General features: G+C 38.6%; 17 protein-coding genes. 8 read left to right on the top strand and 9 right to left on the bottom strand.

The genetic code is table 11. The annotated features are described in order from the left end of the window. Positions 1-49 precede the first annotated feature (49 nt). The 5 genes from C4F49_RS17165 to C4F49_RS17145 all read left to right on the top strand — a co-directional run bounded on the left by C4F49_RS17165 (position 50) and on the right by C4F49_RS17145 (position 5,623). Positions 50-721, top strand: a complete 672-nt coding sequence (locus C4F49_RS17165; protein WP_196937062.1) for a tetratricopeptide repeat protein — start codon at positions 50-52, stop codon at positions 719-721. Between the two features lie 162 nt (positions 722-883). Then, entirely contained in the window at positions 884-2,668 is a 1,785-nt protein-coding gene (locus C4F49_RS17160; RefSeq protein ID WP_196937061.1) for an ABC transporter ATP-binding protein, read from the top strand. A gap of 228 nt (positions 2,669-2,896) precedes the next feature. Further along, complete coding sequence (locus C4F49_RS17155) at positions 2,897-4,102, top strand: hypothetical protein (RefSeq protein ID WP_196937060.1); 1,206 nt, start codon at positions 2,897-2,899, stop codon at positions 4,100-4,102. Between the two features lie 87 nt (positions 4,103-4,189). After that, on the top strand, positions 4,190-5,182 hold the full coding sequence (locus tag C4F49_RS17150; RefSeq protein WP_196937059.1) for a 1-acyl-sn-glycerol-3-phosphate acyltransferase: 993 nt from the start codon (positions 4,190-4,192) through the stop codon (positions 5,180-5,182). Between the two features lie 36 nt (positions 5,183-5,218). Beyond that, on the top strand, positions 5,219-5,623 hold the full coding sequence (locus C4F49_RS17145) for a DoxX family protein (protein ID WP_196937058.1): 405 nt from the start codon (positions 5,219-5,221) through the stop codon (positions 5,621-5,623). A 44-nt stretch (positions 5,624-5,667) separates the two neighbouring features. Here the strand turns inward: C4F49_RS17145 and C4F49_RS17140 are convergent, their stop codons facing one another. Both C4F49_RS17140 and C4F49_RS17135 read right to left on the bottom strand, forming a co-directional pair. After that, entirely contained in the window at positions 5,668-6,093 is a 426-nt protein-coding gene (locus C4F49_RS17140) for a DoxX family protein (protein WP_196937057.1), read from the bottom strand. 110 nt (positions 6,094-6,203) lie between these two features. Continuing rightward, positions 6,204-7,319, bottom strand: coding sequence for a TlpA disulfide reductase family protein (locus C4F49_RS17135; protein ID WP_196937056.1), 1,116 nt, complete (start codon positions 7,317-7,319; stop codon positions 6,204-6,206). A 277-nt stretch (positions 7,320-7,596) separates the two neighbouring features. Between C4F49_RS17135 and C4F49_RS17130 the strand changes: the two genes are divergently transcribed. Genes C4F49_RS17130 through C4F49_RS17120 form a run of 3 tightly spaced genes read left to right on the top strand, consistent with a single transcriptional unit; the run spans position 7,597 to position 9,924 of the window. Next, positions 7,597-8,157, top strand: coding sequence for an RNA polymerase sigma factor (locus C4F49_RS17130; RefSeq protein WP_196937055.1), 561 nt, complete (start codon positions 7,597-7,599; stop codon positions 8,155-8,157). Continuing rightward, a complete protein-coding gene (locus tag C4F49_RS17125; protein WP_196937054.1) occupies positions 8,147-8,917 on the top strand; it encodes a HEAT repeat domain-containing protein in 771 nt (256 codons plus the stop codon). The genes C4F49_RS17130 and C4F49_RS17125 overlap by 11 nt, the downstream gene beginning before the upstream one ends. Before the next feature lie 20 nt (positions 8,918-8,937). Continuing rightward, positions 8,938-9,924 carry a DUF4097 family beta strand repeat-containing protein gene (locus C4F49_RS17120; RefSeq protein ID WP_196937053.1) on the top strand — a complete coding sequence of 329 codons (987 nt, stop codon included), beginning with the start codon at positions 8,938-8,940 and terminating at the stop codon, positions 9,922-9,924. 74 nt (positions 9,925-9,998) lie between these two features. On the opposite strand, the gene C4F49_RS17115 is transcribed toward C4F49_RS17120, so the two are convergent. The 7 genes from C4F49_RS17115 to C4F49_RS17085 form a co-directional block, all read right to left on the bottom strand. After that, a complete protein-coding gene (locus tag C4F49_RS17115) occupies positions 9,999-10,295 on the bottom strand; it encodes a DUF202 domain-containing protein (RefSeq protein ID WP_196937052.1) in 297 nt (98 codons plus the stop codon). 20 nt (positions 10,296-10,315) lie between these two features. Next, positions 10,316-11,518: a porin gene (locus C4F49_RS17110; RefSeq protein ID WP_196937051.1), complete on the bottom strand. Its 1,203-nt coding sequence runs from the start codon at positions 11,516-11,518 to the stop codon at positions 10,316-10,318. A 27-nt stretch (positions 11,519-11,545) separates the two neighbouring features. After that, positions 11,546-12,625 carry an agmatine deiminase family protein gene (locus C4F49_RS17105; RefSeq protein ID WP_196937050.1) on the bottom strand — a complete coding sequence of 360 codons (1,080 nt, stop codon included), beginning with the start codon at positions 12,623-12,625 and terminating at the stop codon, positions 11,546-11,548. Positions 12,626-12,700: 75 nt separating this feature from the next. Beyond that, a complete protein-coding gene (locus C4F49_RS17100; protein ID WP_196937049.1) occupies positions 12,701-13,579 on the bottom strand; it encodes a carbon-nitrogen hydrolase in 879 nt (292 codons plus the stop codon). Positions 13,580-13,768: 189 nt separating this feature from the next. Beyond that, entirely contained in the window at positions 13,769-14,212 is a 444-nt protein-coding gene (locus tag C4F49_RS17095; protein ID WP_196937048.1) for a hypothetical protein, read from the bottom strand. 9 nt (positions 14,213-14,221) lie between these two features. Then, entirely contained in the window at positions 14,222-16,309 is a 2,088-nt protein-coding gene (locus C4F49_RS17090) for a M48 family metalloprotease (RefSeq protein WP_196937047.1), read from the bottom strand. Positions 16,310-16,585: 276 nt separating this feature from the next. Then, positions 16,586-17,218 (bottom strand): hypothetical protein, encoded by a 633-nt coding sequence (locus C4F49_RS17085; protein WP_196937046.1) that lies wholly within the window; start codon positions 17,216-17,218, stop codon positions 16,586-16,588. Positions 17,219-17,681 lie beyond the last annotated feature (463 nt).

Here is a 17,681-nt window from a genome sequence, read left to right as displayed (position 1 = left end):
CATTTTTACTCTATTGAGTTAATAAATACTATACATAACGAAAAATAATATGAAAATTAATGTATTCCATGTTCCATTAAAATCTATCAAAGTAGGTTTAGCCGTTTTTGCTTTATCAGCATTTACTTATGTTGCGCAAGCACAAACACAAGATGAGCACAGCAATCCAAATGTGCGCATGGGACAGAAAGCATTATTGGAAGGTGATTTCAAAAATGCAGCTTCTTATTTAGAGAAAGCTTTACCTGCTGAAGGAAAAGATCCAAATGTTGTATATTTATTGGGTTATTCACAATTTCAAAGCGGGGACTATAAAAAGTCGATTGAGACTTTTAACAAAGTAATTAGCTTAGACCCAAAAAATACTTCAGCTTATTATTACAAAGCAAAAGCGAATAATACAATTGCAGTAAGCAAAGAAAGTAAATTAAGCACTTCTCAACGTGAGGAATTGTTGAATTCTGTGGTTGCTGATTACACAAAAGCAATTGCCATCAATGCAAATGATGCAAAATTATACCAGAACCGTGCTGTTGCTTACCGTGATTTAGGAATTCTTTTGGGAACTTCTGGAACAGACAACTACAACAAAGCGACTGCTACAGAGGCATACAACAAAGCCGTTGCAGATTACGAGAAAGTCTTGACGTACGATTCTTCAAGAAAAGATATTCAGACAGAATTGAAAAAAGCGAAAGTATATAGAGATAATTTGAAATAATTAAAAATCAAATATATAATCGGAAAGTGGAGCTCGAAAGGCTCCACTTTTTTTATCTGTTCATAAATCTACTTTATCACAATCAAATTCTTACACAAACCAATTAATCTTTATCTTGTTTAATCTTTAAAATTGCATTGAAGTTTCCCGAAATCCGCACACATGACGATTAAACAACTTTTTAAAAAAATAAGACCGTTTGCAAAACCTTATCAAAACCTAATATTCTACACGCTTGTCTTAACTGTTATCGGTTCATTCGCTGCTCAGGTTAACGCATTTATCCTAAAATATACGGTCGATTCGATTTCTGATTTGCTGGTCGCAAAGACGCCGCTTCGAGAAGGGTTGTACCTGTTGTCGGTTATTTCGGCGGTGCTTTTAGGTAAAGAAATCGTGTATTCCATTGTGCAGTTTGGACAGAAATTCTATGGAGAGAAATTAAGGATCATGATTGCGCGCGATTTTTCGCAAGCAATAGTCAATCGCATACTGACTTATAAAATGGCCTTTTTTACATCGACCGAAAATGAGTCTGGCAAATTGCAGACGAGGATTGATGCAGGGATTAGCAGCTTAACCCGTTTGGTACAGAATTTCTTTATTGACATTTTGCCTTTGTTCGCGAATGCAATTGTCGCGCTAGTCTGTATGTTTATCGCCAACTTCTATGTTGGATTGGTCGGACTTTTTATTATTCCCATCTATTTTTATGTTTCTCAGATACAGGCTAAAAAGTTAAGCGGTTTTAGACGAAACATGCGGAGCTATCGGGAAAACAAGAACAACCAACTGATCAATCTGATTGATTCCATAACAGTCATTAAATCCTTTGCTCGGGAAAAAGAAGAAGCTGAACGCCATCAGAAGATCCAATATGACATGACGGAAAATCAATTGGCAACTCGAAAAACAAGTTTTGTTTTTGAAAGCATTAAATCTTTCATTGAGCAAATCGGCGTCGTGATCGTGATTGTGCTGACCGCTTATTTTGTTTTGAACGAGCAGATGACTTTGGGAGCAATTATGTTTCACATTATGTTGTTCAATAATGTGTCAGCACCTATCCGTCAATTGCATCGAATCTATGATGAGGTCAATGATGCGTTGATTTATTCAGAAAGTTTCTTTGAGATTTTAGAAGCGGATGATCAAATCGAGCCAAGCGGAAATTATATTCCTGAATCCATTACAGGGCTTATTGAATTGAAAAATGTGTCATTCTCGTACCCGAATGGACATGAAGCCTTACGAAATGTTTCGATGACAATTTGTCCAAATGAAAATACCGCTTTGGTTGGTCTCTCAGGTGCCGGAAAAAGCACGGTCATTAATTTGCTGGATAAGTTTTATGACGCTTCGAAAGGCCAGATTCTTTTGGATGGAGTAGATTTAAGGGAGTACAATACCGCTTTTTTAAGAGAACATGTAGGTTTAGTTTTGCAGAAAAATCACATTTTCAAAGGAAGCATCGCTGAAAATATCCGTTATGGAAAGGTCAATGCAACCGATGAACAAATCATTGCTGCAGCAGAACAAGCTTTTATTCACGAACAGATTATGGAACTTCCGAATGGATATGATTCGCAAGCGAATTTATTGTCCGGAGGACAGCAACAACGCATTGCAATAGCCAGAATGTTTTTAAAAAATCCTCCAATTATTTTCTTGGATGAACCCACAGCAAATTTGGATGCCATTGCAACGGAACAAATTAAAAATAGCTTAGATGCCATAAAGGTCGGACGTACGGTCATCACGGTTTCGCATAGCATTTCTCAGATTATTGACGCAGAACATATCTTGGTCATGGAAAAGGGCGAGGTTGTAGAGGATGGTTCGCATGAAGATCTGTATGCTTTGCATGGCGTATATCATAAAATATTTTCAGCAATGGCGAATAGCCTGAATATTCAAAAGATTACGCATTCGATGAATTTAGATTAACTATTTATTTTTTTCTTATAAATTATTCGTTGTTCTGTAAAATTCTTTAAATTTATACAACGAAGAATCTTATACTATGAAAATCAGCACAATCGGTCATGTTATCCAGAATTGGATTTAGATATTTTTCTTTTCAAAACAGGTCGGCAAGGATGCCGCGCCACGATTGTTTATAATTCGTTTGATGAATTAGTATGATGAAAGATTCATAACAAAAACTAATTTATTATGAAAACACAACGGTCCTACAAAAGAAAATCAAACGTTTATAATGCCTATTATAAGCTAATCTGGAGTTGGTTCAAGGCGAACGAGAAGCAATTGTACACCGATCTCATCACTAAAAACCGCAATTCAAAAGATTATCCAGATAGGCGATTTACTGATGTTTTTGAGAACTTTAGGATTTCTATAAATGTTCACTCAGAAAAGCAAGGTGACAAGTTTGAATGGTTTTTTTTCGGAAATCTATCTACTGTCGCATATGCATTTCTTGAAGGATTTATCGTTCGAGCACCGGAATCCGCATATTTCACATTCAGAGCTTTAGATCCTCATCCCAATGGGTTTAGCATGCATTATAAATTCGATGAGGTGCTCATCGATATGGATACGCTATTTTTCTATGAAAAGGACAATCCAGAATACCCCGATTTAGTCGAACTTGTCTTTGTTCATAAACTGATCGGGAAAACAGCAAACAAAAAATCGATGAAATCGAATACATACCATGAAGGAGGTAGACATCAAGCTGTTAATCAGGATGATTATTTGGATACTGTACAAATGGTTTTGACACAATATTTATGCGCTTATATTGGTGAACGGGATCTATTGCTTAAGATTGATAAATTAAAATTCCAAGACCCTCGGTATGTAAAGCAAACACTCCTTCCTCTAACCAAAATTGAGGCTTTCCTAAATTATAGGTATAAAGATTACTTGACAAAAGACACGAAGGAAGTTTTTATTCCTTCCGATGATAAAGATTGGTATGTGTTCCGCGGTGAGCTGTTGGAAGGTAATCTAACTGAGGATTTTGTCGATGTAAAAGTGTTTACTTATGAAAATCGATTTGCATATCCGTGGATTGGATCATTTAATATGTATTATAATCACGTCGATCATTCTGAAACGGATAAGAAGTTGGCTCTTTATCAAACAAACCTCGTCAAGACGTATTTTAAAAACCTATTGACAATAGATACTAATTGCATTTTTTTAGACGAAAGGGTTATTAATGACGTCTCAGGAGATTATTCAGAAACAAAAGTCTTCTCGTTTGCCTGTAAGGATGTCGCGCTGGCAGCCTATACGTTTCAAAACGTAAAAGATGTTGTAGGAAATCCCTTAGCTATAGATTATGATTTCGTTAAAGATAAATATTGGGAAACAATTGATATATTTAGAACAACATACTACGAATCTCTTTAAAAGAATTTTTAGCCCATTTAACTAATTCTTTTTTGGACATTAAGCAGATAATATGTAACATTATAATAAGTTAACAAAAGTAAATGTATGTTCTATTCTTTAGTGAAATCGTTTGTTAAATTTGGGCTTCAGTGGTATATAACCGATTTGAGGACTGAACAGCTGGAACTTATTCAGGAAAAAACACCCTCGCTTATTGTCGCCAATCATCCGAATTCTTTTTTCGATGCACTTATTATTGCCGTGCATGCTCCTGGAGAAATTAGATTTCTAACTAGGGGCGACCTGTTTGAAAAGCCCGTAAACAATTGGCTATTGCGAAGCCTGTTTATGCTTCCAATCTATAAGAAAAATGATGTTGATGATGCAGCGGTTCGCAATGCATTTACTTACGAAGAATGTACACGTTTGCTGAAAGATGGAAAGCACATCCTGATTTTTCCTGAAGGACGTTCGCATAATCAATACACATTGCACAAATTTATGCCGGAAGGCTGTGATCGCTTAATGGAAATGTGCTATAAAAAAGAGGTTGCACTTCAAATACAGCCTTTTGCGCTATCATACAGTTCTTTTTCTTTCGTGCCTAAAGCTGTTGCTATTCAAGCACTGCCTCCAATTGACCCGACAGATTACATCGAAGATCATGTTGTCCAGATGACAGCTGTGCTACAGAAAGTTCGCGAGGAACTTACAGCAAACATGTTAGTTCAGCCATTAGTTCCAAAAGAAAACCCACCTGATTTACAGAAGTTTCTTTGGATTCCAGCAAAAATCGGTTATTATACTCAGTTTTGGTATTACCGCCTATGGCGCGATTATATTCGCAAAAAAACCGAAGGAACGATTTTCTTTGATTCTTTGTTGTTTGGAAGTTTGCTATTTAGTTATCCTTTGGTCGTTCTATTATTCAGTTTGCTGATCGGTGGTTTCTTTGGCTTTATGTGGGGATTATTTGTGTTTTTAGTATTGCCATTCACATCTTACTGCATGGTTAAAGCGCAGCGTATCAAGACAGAAGAGGATTTTGAAGTTATTCGGAAAAATTATTTTGTTACCAAAGAAAAACAAAACGATTAGCTATTTGTCCTTAAGTAAACCTTAAAACTATCAGCTATGAGAACAACATCCACAGCTCAGAATCTTACTCGTATTGGTCTAGCTCTGTTTATGGTCTTTGCCGGAATGGGACATCTTAGTTTCTTGAGAGATGATTTTCAAGCCCAAGTACCTGTTTGGTTACCTATTGACAAAGATTTTGTGGTCTTAGCTTCAGGATTTGTTGAGATCACGCTTGGATTGCTTTTGCTTTTCTACACAAAAAAACGTCGCGAAATCGGAATTGCATTAGCTATATTCTATGTGCTTATCTTTCCAGGAAACATCAATCAATATGTCGAAGGGATTGATGCATTTGGCTTAGACAATGACCGTATTCGTTTAATCCGGCTTTTCTTTCAGCCGGTCTTAATATTTTTGGCGCTTTGGAGTACAGGGTTCTGGAATAAAAAAAGACGATAAATTTCTTCTCACTACTCCGAGAGATCGCTTATTATTAAGCAACTCTAGATATCAGCTTTGCCTGTTTTCGGATCAATAGAATATTCGCCATAACGACCCCAAGCAATAAAAATACATAACGCAGCTATAATAACGTTAAGGAAAATCCCACTGTATTCTTTATAAATCACGTGGAAAATCATTGCTAGAATCATCATAAATGCTAAACAGATTGCAGCGACTGGAGTTAAGATTGGAGAGATACGCGTGACAGATGGCAAGATCAGTCCTAGACCGCCAAGAGTTTCGCAGATCCCTATGGTGATTACCAATTGGCTCGGAACCAGTTTTACCCATTCAATCTGTGCACTTAAGTCGTCGATGGACATGGTTAGCTTTGAAATTCCGGCGATAATAAAAAAGCTTGCTAATAATAGTTGAGTAAACCACAAACTGATATGAATTACCCGATTTGTTTCATTTGTTCTCATAATTATTTTGATTTATCACAATAAATTTACGGAATAAACTATTCAAATGGTCAAGCTTATTTTAAAATAATAATCTTTAATTTTTAGTTACAGAACACTTAATCTGCAATTTAGTCTCCGAAAATTTCTTTCAATCGATCTTGCAGATCTTGTCCTTTCAAATCCTTTGCGAGTATACGCATGTCTGGTCCAATCAACACATTGGCTGGAATGGTATTGATTCCATAATCATATCGAACGGCACTCAAATTTCCTTGAAAATCGGCGAGTTGCAACCATGGAAGCTTATCCTCTTCAATTGCTTTGATCAAATCCTCTCGTTTGGTATCCAATGAAATTCCGATGATCACCAAACCTTTGTCTTTGTACCTATTATAAACATGGATTAAGTTCGGATTTTCTTCCCGGCAGGGAAGGCACCAAGATGCCCAAAAGTCGATCAGAATATACTTTCCTTTGAAATCCTGTAACGCTACTCCATTTCCTTCCAGATCAGGAATCATAAACCATGGAGCAGGATCGCCAACTAAAGTTTTCTTCGCTTTTTCTAGATTGGCCGCAATCAATTGACCTCTTTCGCTCTGCTGAACTTCCGTTGGAATTTTAGTGTAAATTAAAGCAATTTGATCCGCGTATTTGCTCATTTTTGTTGCGTTTACTAAAATATCTAGACTAACGATTGATGTCGGGTTTTTTTCTGCAAAGGCCAATTGATCCAATACGTATCGGTCATATGCAGCTGCTGCTTCCCGGCTTAATTGTGTTTTTTCCTCGCTTGCCGGCAGATCTGCCTGATCTTCATATTCCTTTGAGGCGCGCGCACTATTCAAACGGTTATAACGGGTCTGCTTATTCAAGCGTTCTAAATCGGCGTTCAACAAGGTTCCTTTCGCACGCGCATCATTCAAACTTTTGTTAGCAATAATTTCTATTGTACCTTCTTCTAGGTAAATCGACTTTGAGTCTGTAGATATGTCAATCAAGAAAGGATTTTCATTGCGATACAGGCTTGCTTTGATTGGCTGATCAATCGTTCCCTCAAAACGAAATGTTTTATTTTTCACATAAGTTGAATCCAAGAGCTGTTTCCCATCTTTCGAATAGGTCAGGTAAATAATATCCTGATCGTTGAATTTTTTTCCATTTCCATTGATAACAAATGTCTGTGCATGCGTATGGACTATGCACATAAAAGAGAGCAGGAGTAGGGCTATATTTATTTTCATCAGCGTCGGATTTAATACTAAAATCAAGGTTAAAGATACGCATAGCTTTTCAACATTCATTTTTACTGCATAAATCCAAGCTTCATGCAGCCTGTTTTCTAGTGTGTGTTTGCGATTATTTCTTTCGAGCCATTCCTATTCTACACCCGATTGTATGTAAATTTGATGCAAACGAGCAGGAATTTATGGGTCGGGATAAAAAAAATAAAATTTATTTTTCATCTCATGCAACAAAACCCGAATTCCTTCGACTTAATAGTAAACAGAAACAAAAAAATTGACCTTACAATTGGCCATACAAGAAGATATACTGATCGAGCGTTGCATTAACAAAGATGAACATGCTTACGCAATGCTCTATCATGCACATGCGAAGCAAGTGTATTATGCAGTAAATCGTATTCTTACAGATACGGCTGAGGCCGAAGATATTGTTCAGGAATCATTCTGCATCGCATTCGAACAGCTGGGCGATTTAAAGAACAGGGCTACGTTCGGAGGTTGGGTCAAACGAATCGCCATCAACAGGAGCATCAGTTTTCTTAGGAAACGGAAACTTGTTTTTGTGGATGAAGCAAATGCTGAATCGATCGAGGATGAAGATCCAATGGAAGAGGAAGTTTTATTTGCGAATAAAGTAGAAGATATTAAAAAAGCAATAAGTGCATTGCCCGATGGGTATAGAACCATTATCTCTTTGCATTTATTTGAAGATATGTCGCAAGACGAGATTGCCAAAGAATTAGGGCTAAGTCCCGGAACGGTACGCAGTCAGTACCATCGGGCAAAAAAGAAAATTGTTGAATCACTGAAAGAGAGGATGTATTATGGAACGTGATCATTTTAAAGAATTTATAAAAGAAAATAAAGCTTCATTTGAAGATGGGCATGTGCCAAGCTTTTCATTTGACGTAGTCAAGGAAAAAATGGAACAGCGCAAAAAAGCGAAGGTTCGGAAACTAAATAATCGGTATTTCGCTGTTGCAGCCATGCTTTTCTTGATCGGAACATTTGCTTGGATCTTTATGCAAAATAAGGAACAGTTGGGCGAGCTGGATCATGCGAAAACATTTGTCGCAGAAATGGCACCTTCACAGTACAATAACGTTAGCCCTGAGGTCGATCAGCCTGCAGCAAATGCCTATCATCAAGCTTTGGCTGTGGAACATGCTAAATCAAACCAGCCGAAACGCTCAACCGAGACAGATTACCTATTAGCAAGTTTGCATAATGAATCTTCTTCCGAACGCCTGAACGGTGTGCTAAAGATCGGTGAACGTTCAGATCTAAATAATCGCCTGATCAATGGGCTTTGCGAACAGCTTGCTCATGATGAGAATGGAAATGTCCGTTTGGCAGCTTTAGAAATCTTAAGCTCATATGCGGATCGGACAAATGTACAATCTGCTATTAAAAATGCATTACTCGATCAACGCGATCCAATCGTTCAGATGGAAATTATCCGAATGACAGAGAGTTTAAATAACCCAAATATCAATGCGATACTTTACTCGCTTGTCGAAGATCAGGAAACGGCCAGACCTGTTCAAGAGGCAGCTTATCTAGCGCTAGCGCAAAATACATCGCATCAACTATAATTAATTTTAAAATAAGAAACATGAAAATTATACAACTAGTACTCGCAGGGCTATTGTTTTGTACATCAGCCTTCGCACAAAAGACGTATCGAATCAACAAAAACGCGGGAACACTTCAACTGGAGAATATCAATGCCGTAGAAATCGAATCTTATGGCGGTAATGAAATTGTCTTGAGCGTAGAAAAAGACAGCGTCGAAGAAGATGAACGCGCAGATGGATTGCGTACGCTTAATTCCCGAGGTACAGATAATACGGGGCTTGGATTAAACGTCAAAGACATCGACAATCAAACAACAGAACTTAAACGTTTGGATCCGCTTAATGCAAAGAAAATCTTTATCAAACTGCCTAAGAATGTCAAAATATCGATCAAAAACAAGGGCCTCAATTATGGCAATGGGGATGGGACGATTTTGATTAAAAACTTAAGTACGGAGATCAATGCCGTTGTCCAATACGACAATATCAAATTAGAAAACATCACTGGTCCGTCTAACATCAGCAACTTATACGGCAATATCGAAGCGACATTGGATGATAAGATTAAAGGTCCATTATCTTTGGTGACGGTTTATGGTTTTGTAGACATCAGCATTCCCGCTCAGTCAAAAACGGATTTAAATTTAAGCACGACCTATGGTTCTTTGTTGGCGTCAGAAAAATTAAATATTGATATTATTCACCAAGAGGCTGATACAACTAGAAAAATCAATCAGCGCAATATCGTAATCAATAGAACGAATAAGCGTTCGACTGACGGTGTTGAAAAAGTAGTTGTTAATTTAGATTCTGCATTAGCTAGTTCTGGAGTGCCCGCAGCAACGCTTCCTCCAAATTTCAATGTAGATATTAATGAAACTATCTCAGCTGCTCTTGAAAACTTGCCTATTAGTTTTGGTTCGCCCTTTGGCGAAAACAAAATCGTAGGAAAATTAAATGGTGGAGGAGAGCATATCATCCTTAAATCCACTTATGGCAAAATCTATTTGAGAGATAAGAAATAACATTCCAATTAATAAGCAATCCCCTTTGAGCATCTGTTCAAAGGGGATTTTTTTATTTGTGGTTAGTGAATACATTACCGATTGCTATCCTCAAATTCTGATTTATACTCGCCGATATGTATCTTGTTTCTATTGATCCATTTTCTGTTCTTATAAAAACTATAGCCTCCAAAAAGCAATAGAAATATCGAAATGCAAAAGAAAAGGATCAGCAACAAATGGCTTGAATAAATAGGAAAGAAACTATCTATCGTCAATCCGGCAACAAAAAAATACATGGCCGTTCTTAGGTAGGATAAAAAAGTAGTTTGATTAGCCATGTGCGTACGCTCGATAGCCAATTTTTCACGTAAGATTAATTCTTTACCCATATACTTCCGAATTAGTATGCTTAAATCCCTAGCTCCACCTGCAACGTTCCGCCCCAAGCAGCTTTCTGGTTCGCATTGTTAAACTCACCTTCTTTAAATGTATAGTTTCCGTTGAGCTGAAACTTTAAGCGATGCGCTTTCATATATTTCGTTAAGCCCAATTCAATGACTTCCGTCTGTCTTTCAAAATCGCGGATTTCTTCATTTGGTTTTACTAAGGTATAGCGCGCAGCGACTTCGTAGCCTTTATTAAGGAGGTAGGAAGTCTGCTGATTCAACCCCCAGCCTTTAAATGCGAAACCATCTGAAAGATCATCATCATCGATTGTCACGAGTGCATTATCCACATCCCGAGACATGTATTCCGCCTGATAAGCAAATCCCTGATACTTAAAGATTGCATCTGCAAAAGCTGTTCTTAACGTAATCGGGTCGACAATAAACTTCCCGGTCTGACCGCCTGAACGCGTCGTGTTTTCATTTAAACTATAGCCTGCTCCGATGGACAATTTCGGGCGCTCTTCGCGTTCCAGATCGCCTTCCGAATAGTCGCCGTCATTCGTAAAGTTTCCAAAAGGTAAAAACTCGACGCGACCCGTATATGCTAAGCCGTTGTCTGTTGGTTCAGCCACACGTCCTTCACCGGTCGAAACCGCAGCCTTAGCTGTGAATGCTACACCGCCTACTTCTTTACTGTAATTGGCCGAAAGGCCAAAATCACGGTCAATATTAAAGGCCGCATTCACCAGTGATCGTTCAGCAAACTGCAAAGATCCTGATGAATTAACACGTTGCCTGTTACCTGGCAACTTATTCTGTCCGAATGAGATATAAAAGTCATCAGTGAAGTTAAAGAACATCACCGCATCGCGCACAATGTTTGGAATACCGGTATCGTCAAAATCCTGATCGCCACGTGTAAATGCTAGCTGGATCGTATAACTTATTCTCGGCGTGTAGATATATCCGTCCATCCGCATCCGAAGCCTGCGGATCCGCGCTTCCCAAGAACCATTGGAAACCTCATCTAGCACGTCGGTATACTTAAGCCGGTTCTGCATACGGAACCTAAAGTTTGTGTAAAACAACGAGTCTTTGCTCGTGTATTGAATACCTTTAAAGTTCACGATCGTAGCGCGGTCGTCACGTTCCTGAGCCTCAGCTTCCGAACCAAATACAGCGTACAACAAACATGTCAGTACGATGCCTAATTTTCTTTTCATAGTTCTTTCTAAAAATTCTTTTATAGTTTAACGGATAATCGCAGGTTCTTGCTGGCTTAGACAATGAAAGCTTCCAAGTCCCCAAATAATATCTACAGAATCGATGCCGATCACTTCTCTATCTGGAAAACATTCCTTTAGGATATCCAACGCAACCTGATCATTCACATCATTAAAAACAGGTACGACCACGACTTTATTCGCAATATAGAAGTTGGCGTAAGATGCCGGCAAGCGTGTGTCCTCATGAATTACAGGTGAGGGCATTGGCAGTTTGATAATGTTCAACGGCCTTCCGTCAGGTAACCTGAAGCTGCGCAAGGTATGTAAGTTTTCCTGAAGGAGCATGTAATTTTCGTCCAAAGGATTGCTTTCTACCACTGTCACCACGGTATCTTCATTCACAAAACGGGTAATGTCATCTATATGCCCATCGGTATCATCGCCAACAATTCCATCGCCCAGCCACAGCACTTGTTCCTGTCCATAGTAGGATAGGAGGTATTGCTCGATCTGTTCTTTGGTCAAGTGCGGATTGCGGTTCTTGTTCAATAGACAAGCCGTCGTAGTCAATACCGTACCTGCGCCATTGAATTCAACCGATCCGCCTTCCATAACAAGGTCTGGCGTAAACAGCGGAAGATCAAAATGCTGCGCAATTTTCGTTGGGATCACATCGTCCAGATCATAGGGCGGGTATTTATCTCCCCAAGCATTGTAGCCCCAATCAATGACTGCTTTCTCTGTTTTCTCTTTGTGCAACAGAAAAGCAGGCCCATGGTCACGGCACCAAGCATCATTGGTCGGAAAAAAGAAGAATTCCACATGGTCCATATTGGCTTCGGCCGCTTGCAGATGCTTGATCGCTACATCTTGCATCGCTTGGTCTTTCACATTGATGCGAACCAGCTGATCCTTGGCCACTGCCTTGATAAAAAGGGAGTAAGGCTTATAAATGCTTTCGATCTTGCCTGGCCAAGATTCCTCTTTGTGTGGCCAGCTAAGCCATAGCGCAACCTGTTCTGCCCATTCGGCAGGAAAATAATAGCCCAAGTCCTTTGGGGTTTCGCTGAAATCTGACGCTCGGTATTCTTTATGTAATTTCATTAGGTACTAAAATAAAAAACTATGCTTTTAGCAAAATCTAAAAGCATAGCTTATTCAATTTTCTATAGAACGCTGTTAGTTTTCATCATCAATAAAGCGCTTGGTGATCGGCGCATACGAATCGATCCTTCGATCGCGCAAGAATGGCCAGTGTTTGCGGAAATAATCCGTTTGGTTCAAGTCCAATTCAACCACTTCTACTTCTTCCTTTTCATGCGAAGCTAGGTATAATAATTTTCCCTGCGCATTGGCCACAAAACTGCCACCCCAGAATTTCATTGCGCCATCTTGCTCAAAGCCGACACGGTTTACGGATACGACAGGAACGCCATTTGCGACAGCATGTGAACGTTGAATGGTTTGCCATGCGCCATATTGATCCGCATTGGTCTCTTCATCCTGATCCGTCGCCCAACCAATTGCCGTTGGGTAAAAAAGAATTTCAGCACCTTTCAATGCCGTGATTCTCGAAGCTTCAGGATACCATTGATCCCAGCAGATCAGAATGCCGATCTTTCCGAATTTGGTGTCAAATACTTTATAGCCTAGGTCGCCCGGCGTGAAATAGAATTTCTCATAAAACGCAGGATCATCCGGAATATGCATTTTGCGGTATTTGCCCAAATACGTACCGTCTGCATTAAGCACAGCTGTGGTATTGTGGTATAAACCTTGTGCACGTTTTTCAAATAAAGAAGCGATAATCACGACACCTAATTCCTTAGCAACCACCGATAGCGCATCCGTAGATGGGCCTGGAATGGCTTCTGCCAAATCAAAATTGTCATAATCTTCTACATCACAAAAATACAGCGAAGTAAACAGCTCTTGCAGACACACGATCTGTGCACCTTTTGCAGCGGCTTCTCTTACTTTTGTAATCGCTTTGTTCAAATTTTCTGTCTTATCCTTTACGCAAGACATTTGAACCAAACCAACTTTTACTTTACTCATGTCTAATCTGTCAAATTTTCAAAACACAAAGATAAGATTATTGATTGAGATATAGCGATTCCCAAAAGATATGAATGTTAAGCGAAAATTAATTTTATGCAGGTACAGCATATATGACATAGCTTGCTTATTAGAAATCAGTTGTCGGTATTCAGCAGCATGTTAAATACTTATACCTGCTTGAATGCATTAGTTTAAAATAAGGATTTGCCCATCTTTAATTTCCAGTTGCCACATGTACCAGCTGTCGACCTTCTTCTTCTTTAAGTATCCCGGTGACCAAGTTTTGACGCTTTTAAGAAATTCCATAAGGGCAGCGTCTAATGCCTGATTTGCAGTAGACGTCACGACATGAAAACCTCCTCCAAGTTCGCCATTGCAATTTACGGCACATTGGATGGAAGCTGTAGCAGCAAAAGTGGGATTCTCTTTAGCAAATTGAACAGCTTTATTTATCCGCAATCCAATCGAATCAATTGCTACAAGCGGCTTAGCTCGCTTTTCAGCTAAGAAATACACATTCCCAGGTTTGCATACATTCTCCGGATTGACACCTTTTGCCGAGAGGATCATTTGTCCGAAAGAAGGAAGAGCTGTACCTAAGTACAGGCAGATAACAAGAATAATTTTCATAACGTTTTATTATAAATTTTGCTGCGCAATATGCTGCTCTGAGATGGGATGTTCGTTATTGATCAACGACTCTTGATAATCCAATGCCTTCTTCTTAAGCTGAAAGCGTAAAATACTTAAGCTATAGGCGTAATTATGCAGGCAATGGAAAAATGAATTCAATTCATTATCTAGATAAATCGTCTCGTCGAAGTAGGTATAATTTCCCTCAAGGTATTTTTCGAAAATGTCATGTATATCTTTATTGACTATGGAATAGTTTGCATTGCCATCCATCACTTTTTTTAGTTCTGTCTTAAAAGATTCCTCCAGTGGCTTTAAGTTTTGAAGATTTTCTTTGATCTGTTGGTATTCTGTCGTGGTGTTGAGAAAGTTCAACCCATTGAGCAGGTCGATATAGATGCTATATTTGGTTTCAAAGCCGGCATCGTAGTCCATCATATCCGTATAGAGCCGTTCCAGCTGGGGTTCTCTCTGCTGTTCCGATTCGATCTGTTTAAACTTCCAGTAAATCGCGGTGTCATTGGCTATAATCTCCTTCTCCAACAAAGGCAATTGTTCGGCTAATTTATTAGCTACTTCTTCGCTCTGCTCAATAGCATATTTGATGCCGTCATAATCAAAGGTTTTGAGCTCAGATTTTCCTTCCGCGATTTGTTTTAGCGTACCGATGTCCATCTTAATTGCATACTCTTCATACACTAGATTGACTTTAGCATCGGAGAATAGTTCCTCGATAGTCGCTTCAACACGCATAGGCTCATGAATATCAACTTGGGTAACCGTTTTGTTGTCATAATACGAATTATACACAACTGGAAAACTATTTTTATTAAAGTCAATCACGTACTTTTCTTTAAATTCATCAAAGGAGATTAGCTTGGCTTTATTTTCGGCGTCAATCTGTTCAAAACTGCGTGCCGTGAATTGCTGTTGTAGAATTTCCAGCTGTTCAAAGAGTTGATCGGCTCGTTGTTTCGCAGCGTCTTCTGCATGCAGCTGGGTCTGTTCCATGCGCAGGATGCGATCCTCTGTACTAGGATGGGAAGCCCATTGATCTTTGATCTGCAATTTGGATTTATTAAATTTCTTGGAATCTTCCAGCGTTACCATCGGGATCTGTTGGATAATAGGCAACTTATCTCGTTCGGCCAGAAAATTCATAATGAACTGCTGTTCTTGATAGATATTTGCTGTTTTAATTGGATCTTCGGTTTCCGAAGCATAGAAATTCAATGCATTGTTCAAGGATAAATCTGCTAGAGGCAAACGCAATAGGGATTCTTTAAGCGGTTCATAGCCCGTAACTGTTGCCGCGATCTCATCGGCATGAAATTCCATTTCTCGAGATAATCCGAGATAATGCTTATTGATCTGCGTATAGAGTTTCCGCAGTATCCATTGAATGCCCTGAACTATTTTTAGCGCAGCGATAACAAAAAATGAAAAATAGCCACTTGCATTATACCAATTTGCCATCATGGTTTCATACGATTCATTGTCGTACAACATGTTGTAAATGGCGTGGTTAACGTAGTACACATAACTTCCAACCTTCATCGTTTTCTGGGAGAAATGTCCAAATTCATGCGATAGTATCGCTTTTAGCTCGCTCTCTGTAACGGTATTGACTAACCCTAAACCGATTTGGAGGTTTTTGCGAACTGGAAGGATCATGCTCCAAAAACTAGAATCATAGAATACCGAAGCATTCACGTCCTGCGATAGATAGACTTTTTTAGGGAAATCAGTTTCGACTTTGCCGACAATATCTTCGATCATCGCAAAAAGGCGAGGCTGCTGTTCGCGCGTTACTTCCTGTAGGTGGGAGCGATCGAACTTGTTGGATTTGAAAATAAATTTGATCAGAAAAACAAGGACCAGCACACCCAGACTGGCTAAGCCAATACCTAATCCTGCGGTAACAAAGGTTGGTTTCAAAATTACAATCTGAATGGCAAAATACACGCATAAACCTGTAAGTACCATGGCTAATCCTAAAATAAGCCCATAAGTTAGCGCAAAGATAACGATGGACGTTATCGCTTTTGTCGTTTGAGATCTAAACTCGGGAGACAGTTTGACTGCTGTTTTCACGAAATCGGGTATAAAATATACTTACAATTAATAATGGTTACTTTCTCTTCGAAAATCTTTGAATTCAAATATACAATTGTCTGTTATTTTTTGAAATAGCTGTATGCAAATTTTCGATTTTTTATTTTGGTGCCCAATGATTTGGAAAAAGGCGTGCTATTGAGCACGCGATACAAGAGGAGGGACTCTTTGAACGCAGACTTTTCTAGTAAGAGAAGGGACATTGGCTGGGAGCCTAGTCCCTTCATTCACCTATTTACCGTATTGAACTATCAATTACATAATTTTGGTGACAGCGAACTCTAGGATCGGTGTTTCAATCGTATCACCGAGACTTCCTTTTAAGACAAGTTTGATAAACACCCTGCCCGAAGTCAGCCCTGACCTGAATACGATACTGCTTTTGAAATAATCTTCTCTCGCCCAAGTTACCTTTTCATTGACGAAAGGATTTTCGGTAGTAAAAAAAACAGAAACCAGTTTCATAGAGTGCTGTGCTTTGAACTTGATATTATAAGTGCCTACTTCACTCGTATATTTCACCAAGTATTCAGTCACTGGAACAAGATGGATTGCTTTTCCTGACCCAACTTTGGTATAAGGCAAGTTCGAAGCAATCAGTATCGCTTCATCACCATCAGCGATTCCATTTACGGCATTCACATTCTTCTTTAGCACTTCATGTGCCTCGGTGCGAACATCATCCCGCAGTGTTTCAGATTCTGGCTTCCTGTTGTTTTTAATTTCATCCATTAGAGCCAAGTAGCGATCGCAAATCGGCTTTAGTTGAGCCATTCTAGGCCATTCATTTTCGAAGATTTTGTTTTCTGATTGTTTCTTGATTGTATTAACCATAAACTCACCGAATTTCGGATACGAGTATTTCTTGTATGCATTTGTAGCTTTCATAATTTATTGTATTTAAAGTTTGACAAAATGCATATACCAGCTACATGTTAGTGTATGCAAAAATTAATTAATCATGCTAATTTATAAGATAAATAAAGTGAAATAAAAAATAATATTTATAGAGCTAAATCTCTTGTTTTCAGTAAAGTAAAAATTGATTCTACGGTTTATCTATTTACTATAATATTTTTATTTATCGAAATATCAAATTTCTTTTATGTTGAAAACTGTGAAAATATTTTCACAGCGATTAATACTAATTTCTCCCAAAAAACTTTTAAAAATTTTAAGAATGATAGGCTTTATGCCTCGAATTGTAACAAGAAAAAATATAGCATGTAATTTTCATCGAATAAATTTGTAATTAAATAGCTCAAAACTGTTCCGCATGACTTTAACTGCTAAGATTAGTTCTTGTATCTTGGGTAGAAAGTGCAATGCAAGTTCCAGTAGATCGTCATAA

Origin of the sequence: Sphingobacterium hungaricum (assembly GCF_015210005.1) — a bacterium.
In the GTDB taxonomy this organism is placed as follows: domain Bacteria; phylum Bacteroidota; class Bacteroidia; order Sphingobacteriales; family Sphingobacteriaceae; genus Sphingobacterium; species Sphingobacterium hungaricum.
Note: the sequence above shows the minus strand (reverse complement) of the source record. Positions and strands in the feature narration are given on the sequence as shown.

Coding starts and splice junctions, on each gene's coding strand:
- C4F49_RS17120 (WP_196937053.1), top strand. CDS start 8,938: ATGAAAATTATACAACTAGTACTCGCAGGGCTATTGTTTTGTACATCA.
- C4F49_RS17115 (WP_196937052.1), bottom strand. CDS start 10,295: ATGGGTAAAGAATTAATCTTACGTGAAAAATTGGCTATCGAGCGTACG.
- C4F49_RS17095 (WP_196937048.1), bottom strand. CDS start 14,212: ATGAAAATTATTCTTGTTATCTGCCTGTACTTAGGTACAGCTCTTCCT.
- C4F49_RS17145 (WP_196937058.1), top strand. CDS start 5,219: ATGAGAACAACATCCACAGCTCAGAATCTTACTCGTATTGGTCTAGCT.
- C4F49_RS17085 (WP_196937046.1), bottom strand. CDS start 17,218: ATGAAAGCTACAAATGCATACAAGAAATACTCGTATCCGAAATTCGGT.
- C4F49_RS17100 (WP_196937049.1), bottom strand. CDS start 13,579: ATGAGTAAAGTAAAAGTTGGTTTGGTTCAAATGTCTTGCGTAAAGGAT.
- C4F49_RS17165 (WP_196937062.1), top strand. CDS start 50: ATGAAAATTAATGTATTCCATGTTCCATTAAAATCTATCAAAGTAGGT.
- C4F49_RS17140 (WP_196937057.1), bottom strand. CDS start 6,093: ATGAGAACAAATGAAACAAATCGGGTAATTCATATCAGTTTGTGGTTT.
- C4F49_RS17110 (WP_196937051.1), bottom strand. CDS start 11,518: ATGAAAAGAAAATTAGGCATCGTACTGACATGTTTGTTGTACGCTGTA.
- C4F49_RS17125 (WP_196937054.1), top strand. CDS start 8,147: ATGGAACGTGATCATTTTAAAGAATTTATAAAAGAAAATAAAGCTTCA.
- C4F49_RS17105 (WP_196937050.1), bottom strand. CDS start 12,625: ATGAAATTACATAAAGAATACCGAGCGTCAGATTTCAGCGAAACCCCA.
- C4F49_RS17150 (WP_196937059.1), top strand. CDS start 4,190: ATGTTCTATTCTTTAGTGAAATCGTTTGTTAAATTTGGGCTTCAGTGG.
- C4F49_RS17135 (WP_196937056.1), bottom strand. CDS start 7,319: ATGAAAATAAATATAGCCCTACTCCTGCTCTCTTTTATGTGCATAGTC.
- C4F49_RS17155 (WP_196937060.1), top strand. CDS start 2,897: ATGAAAACACAACGGTCCTACAAAAGAAAATCAAACGTTTATAATGCC.
- C4F49_RS17160 (WP_196937061.1), top strand. CDS start 884: ATGACGATTAAACAACTTTTTAAAAAAATAAGACCGTTTGCAAAACCT.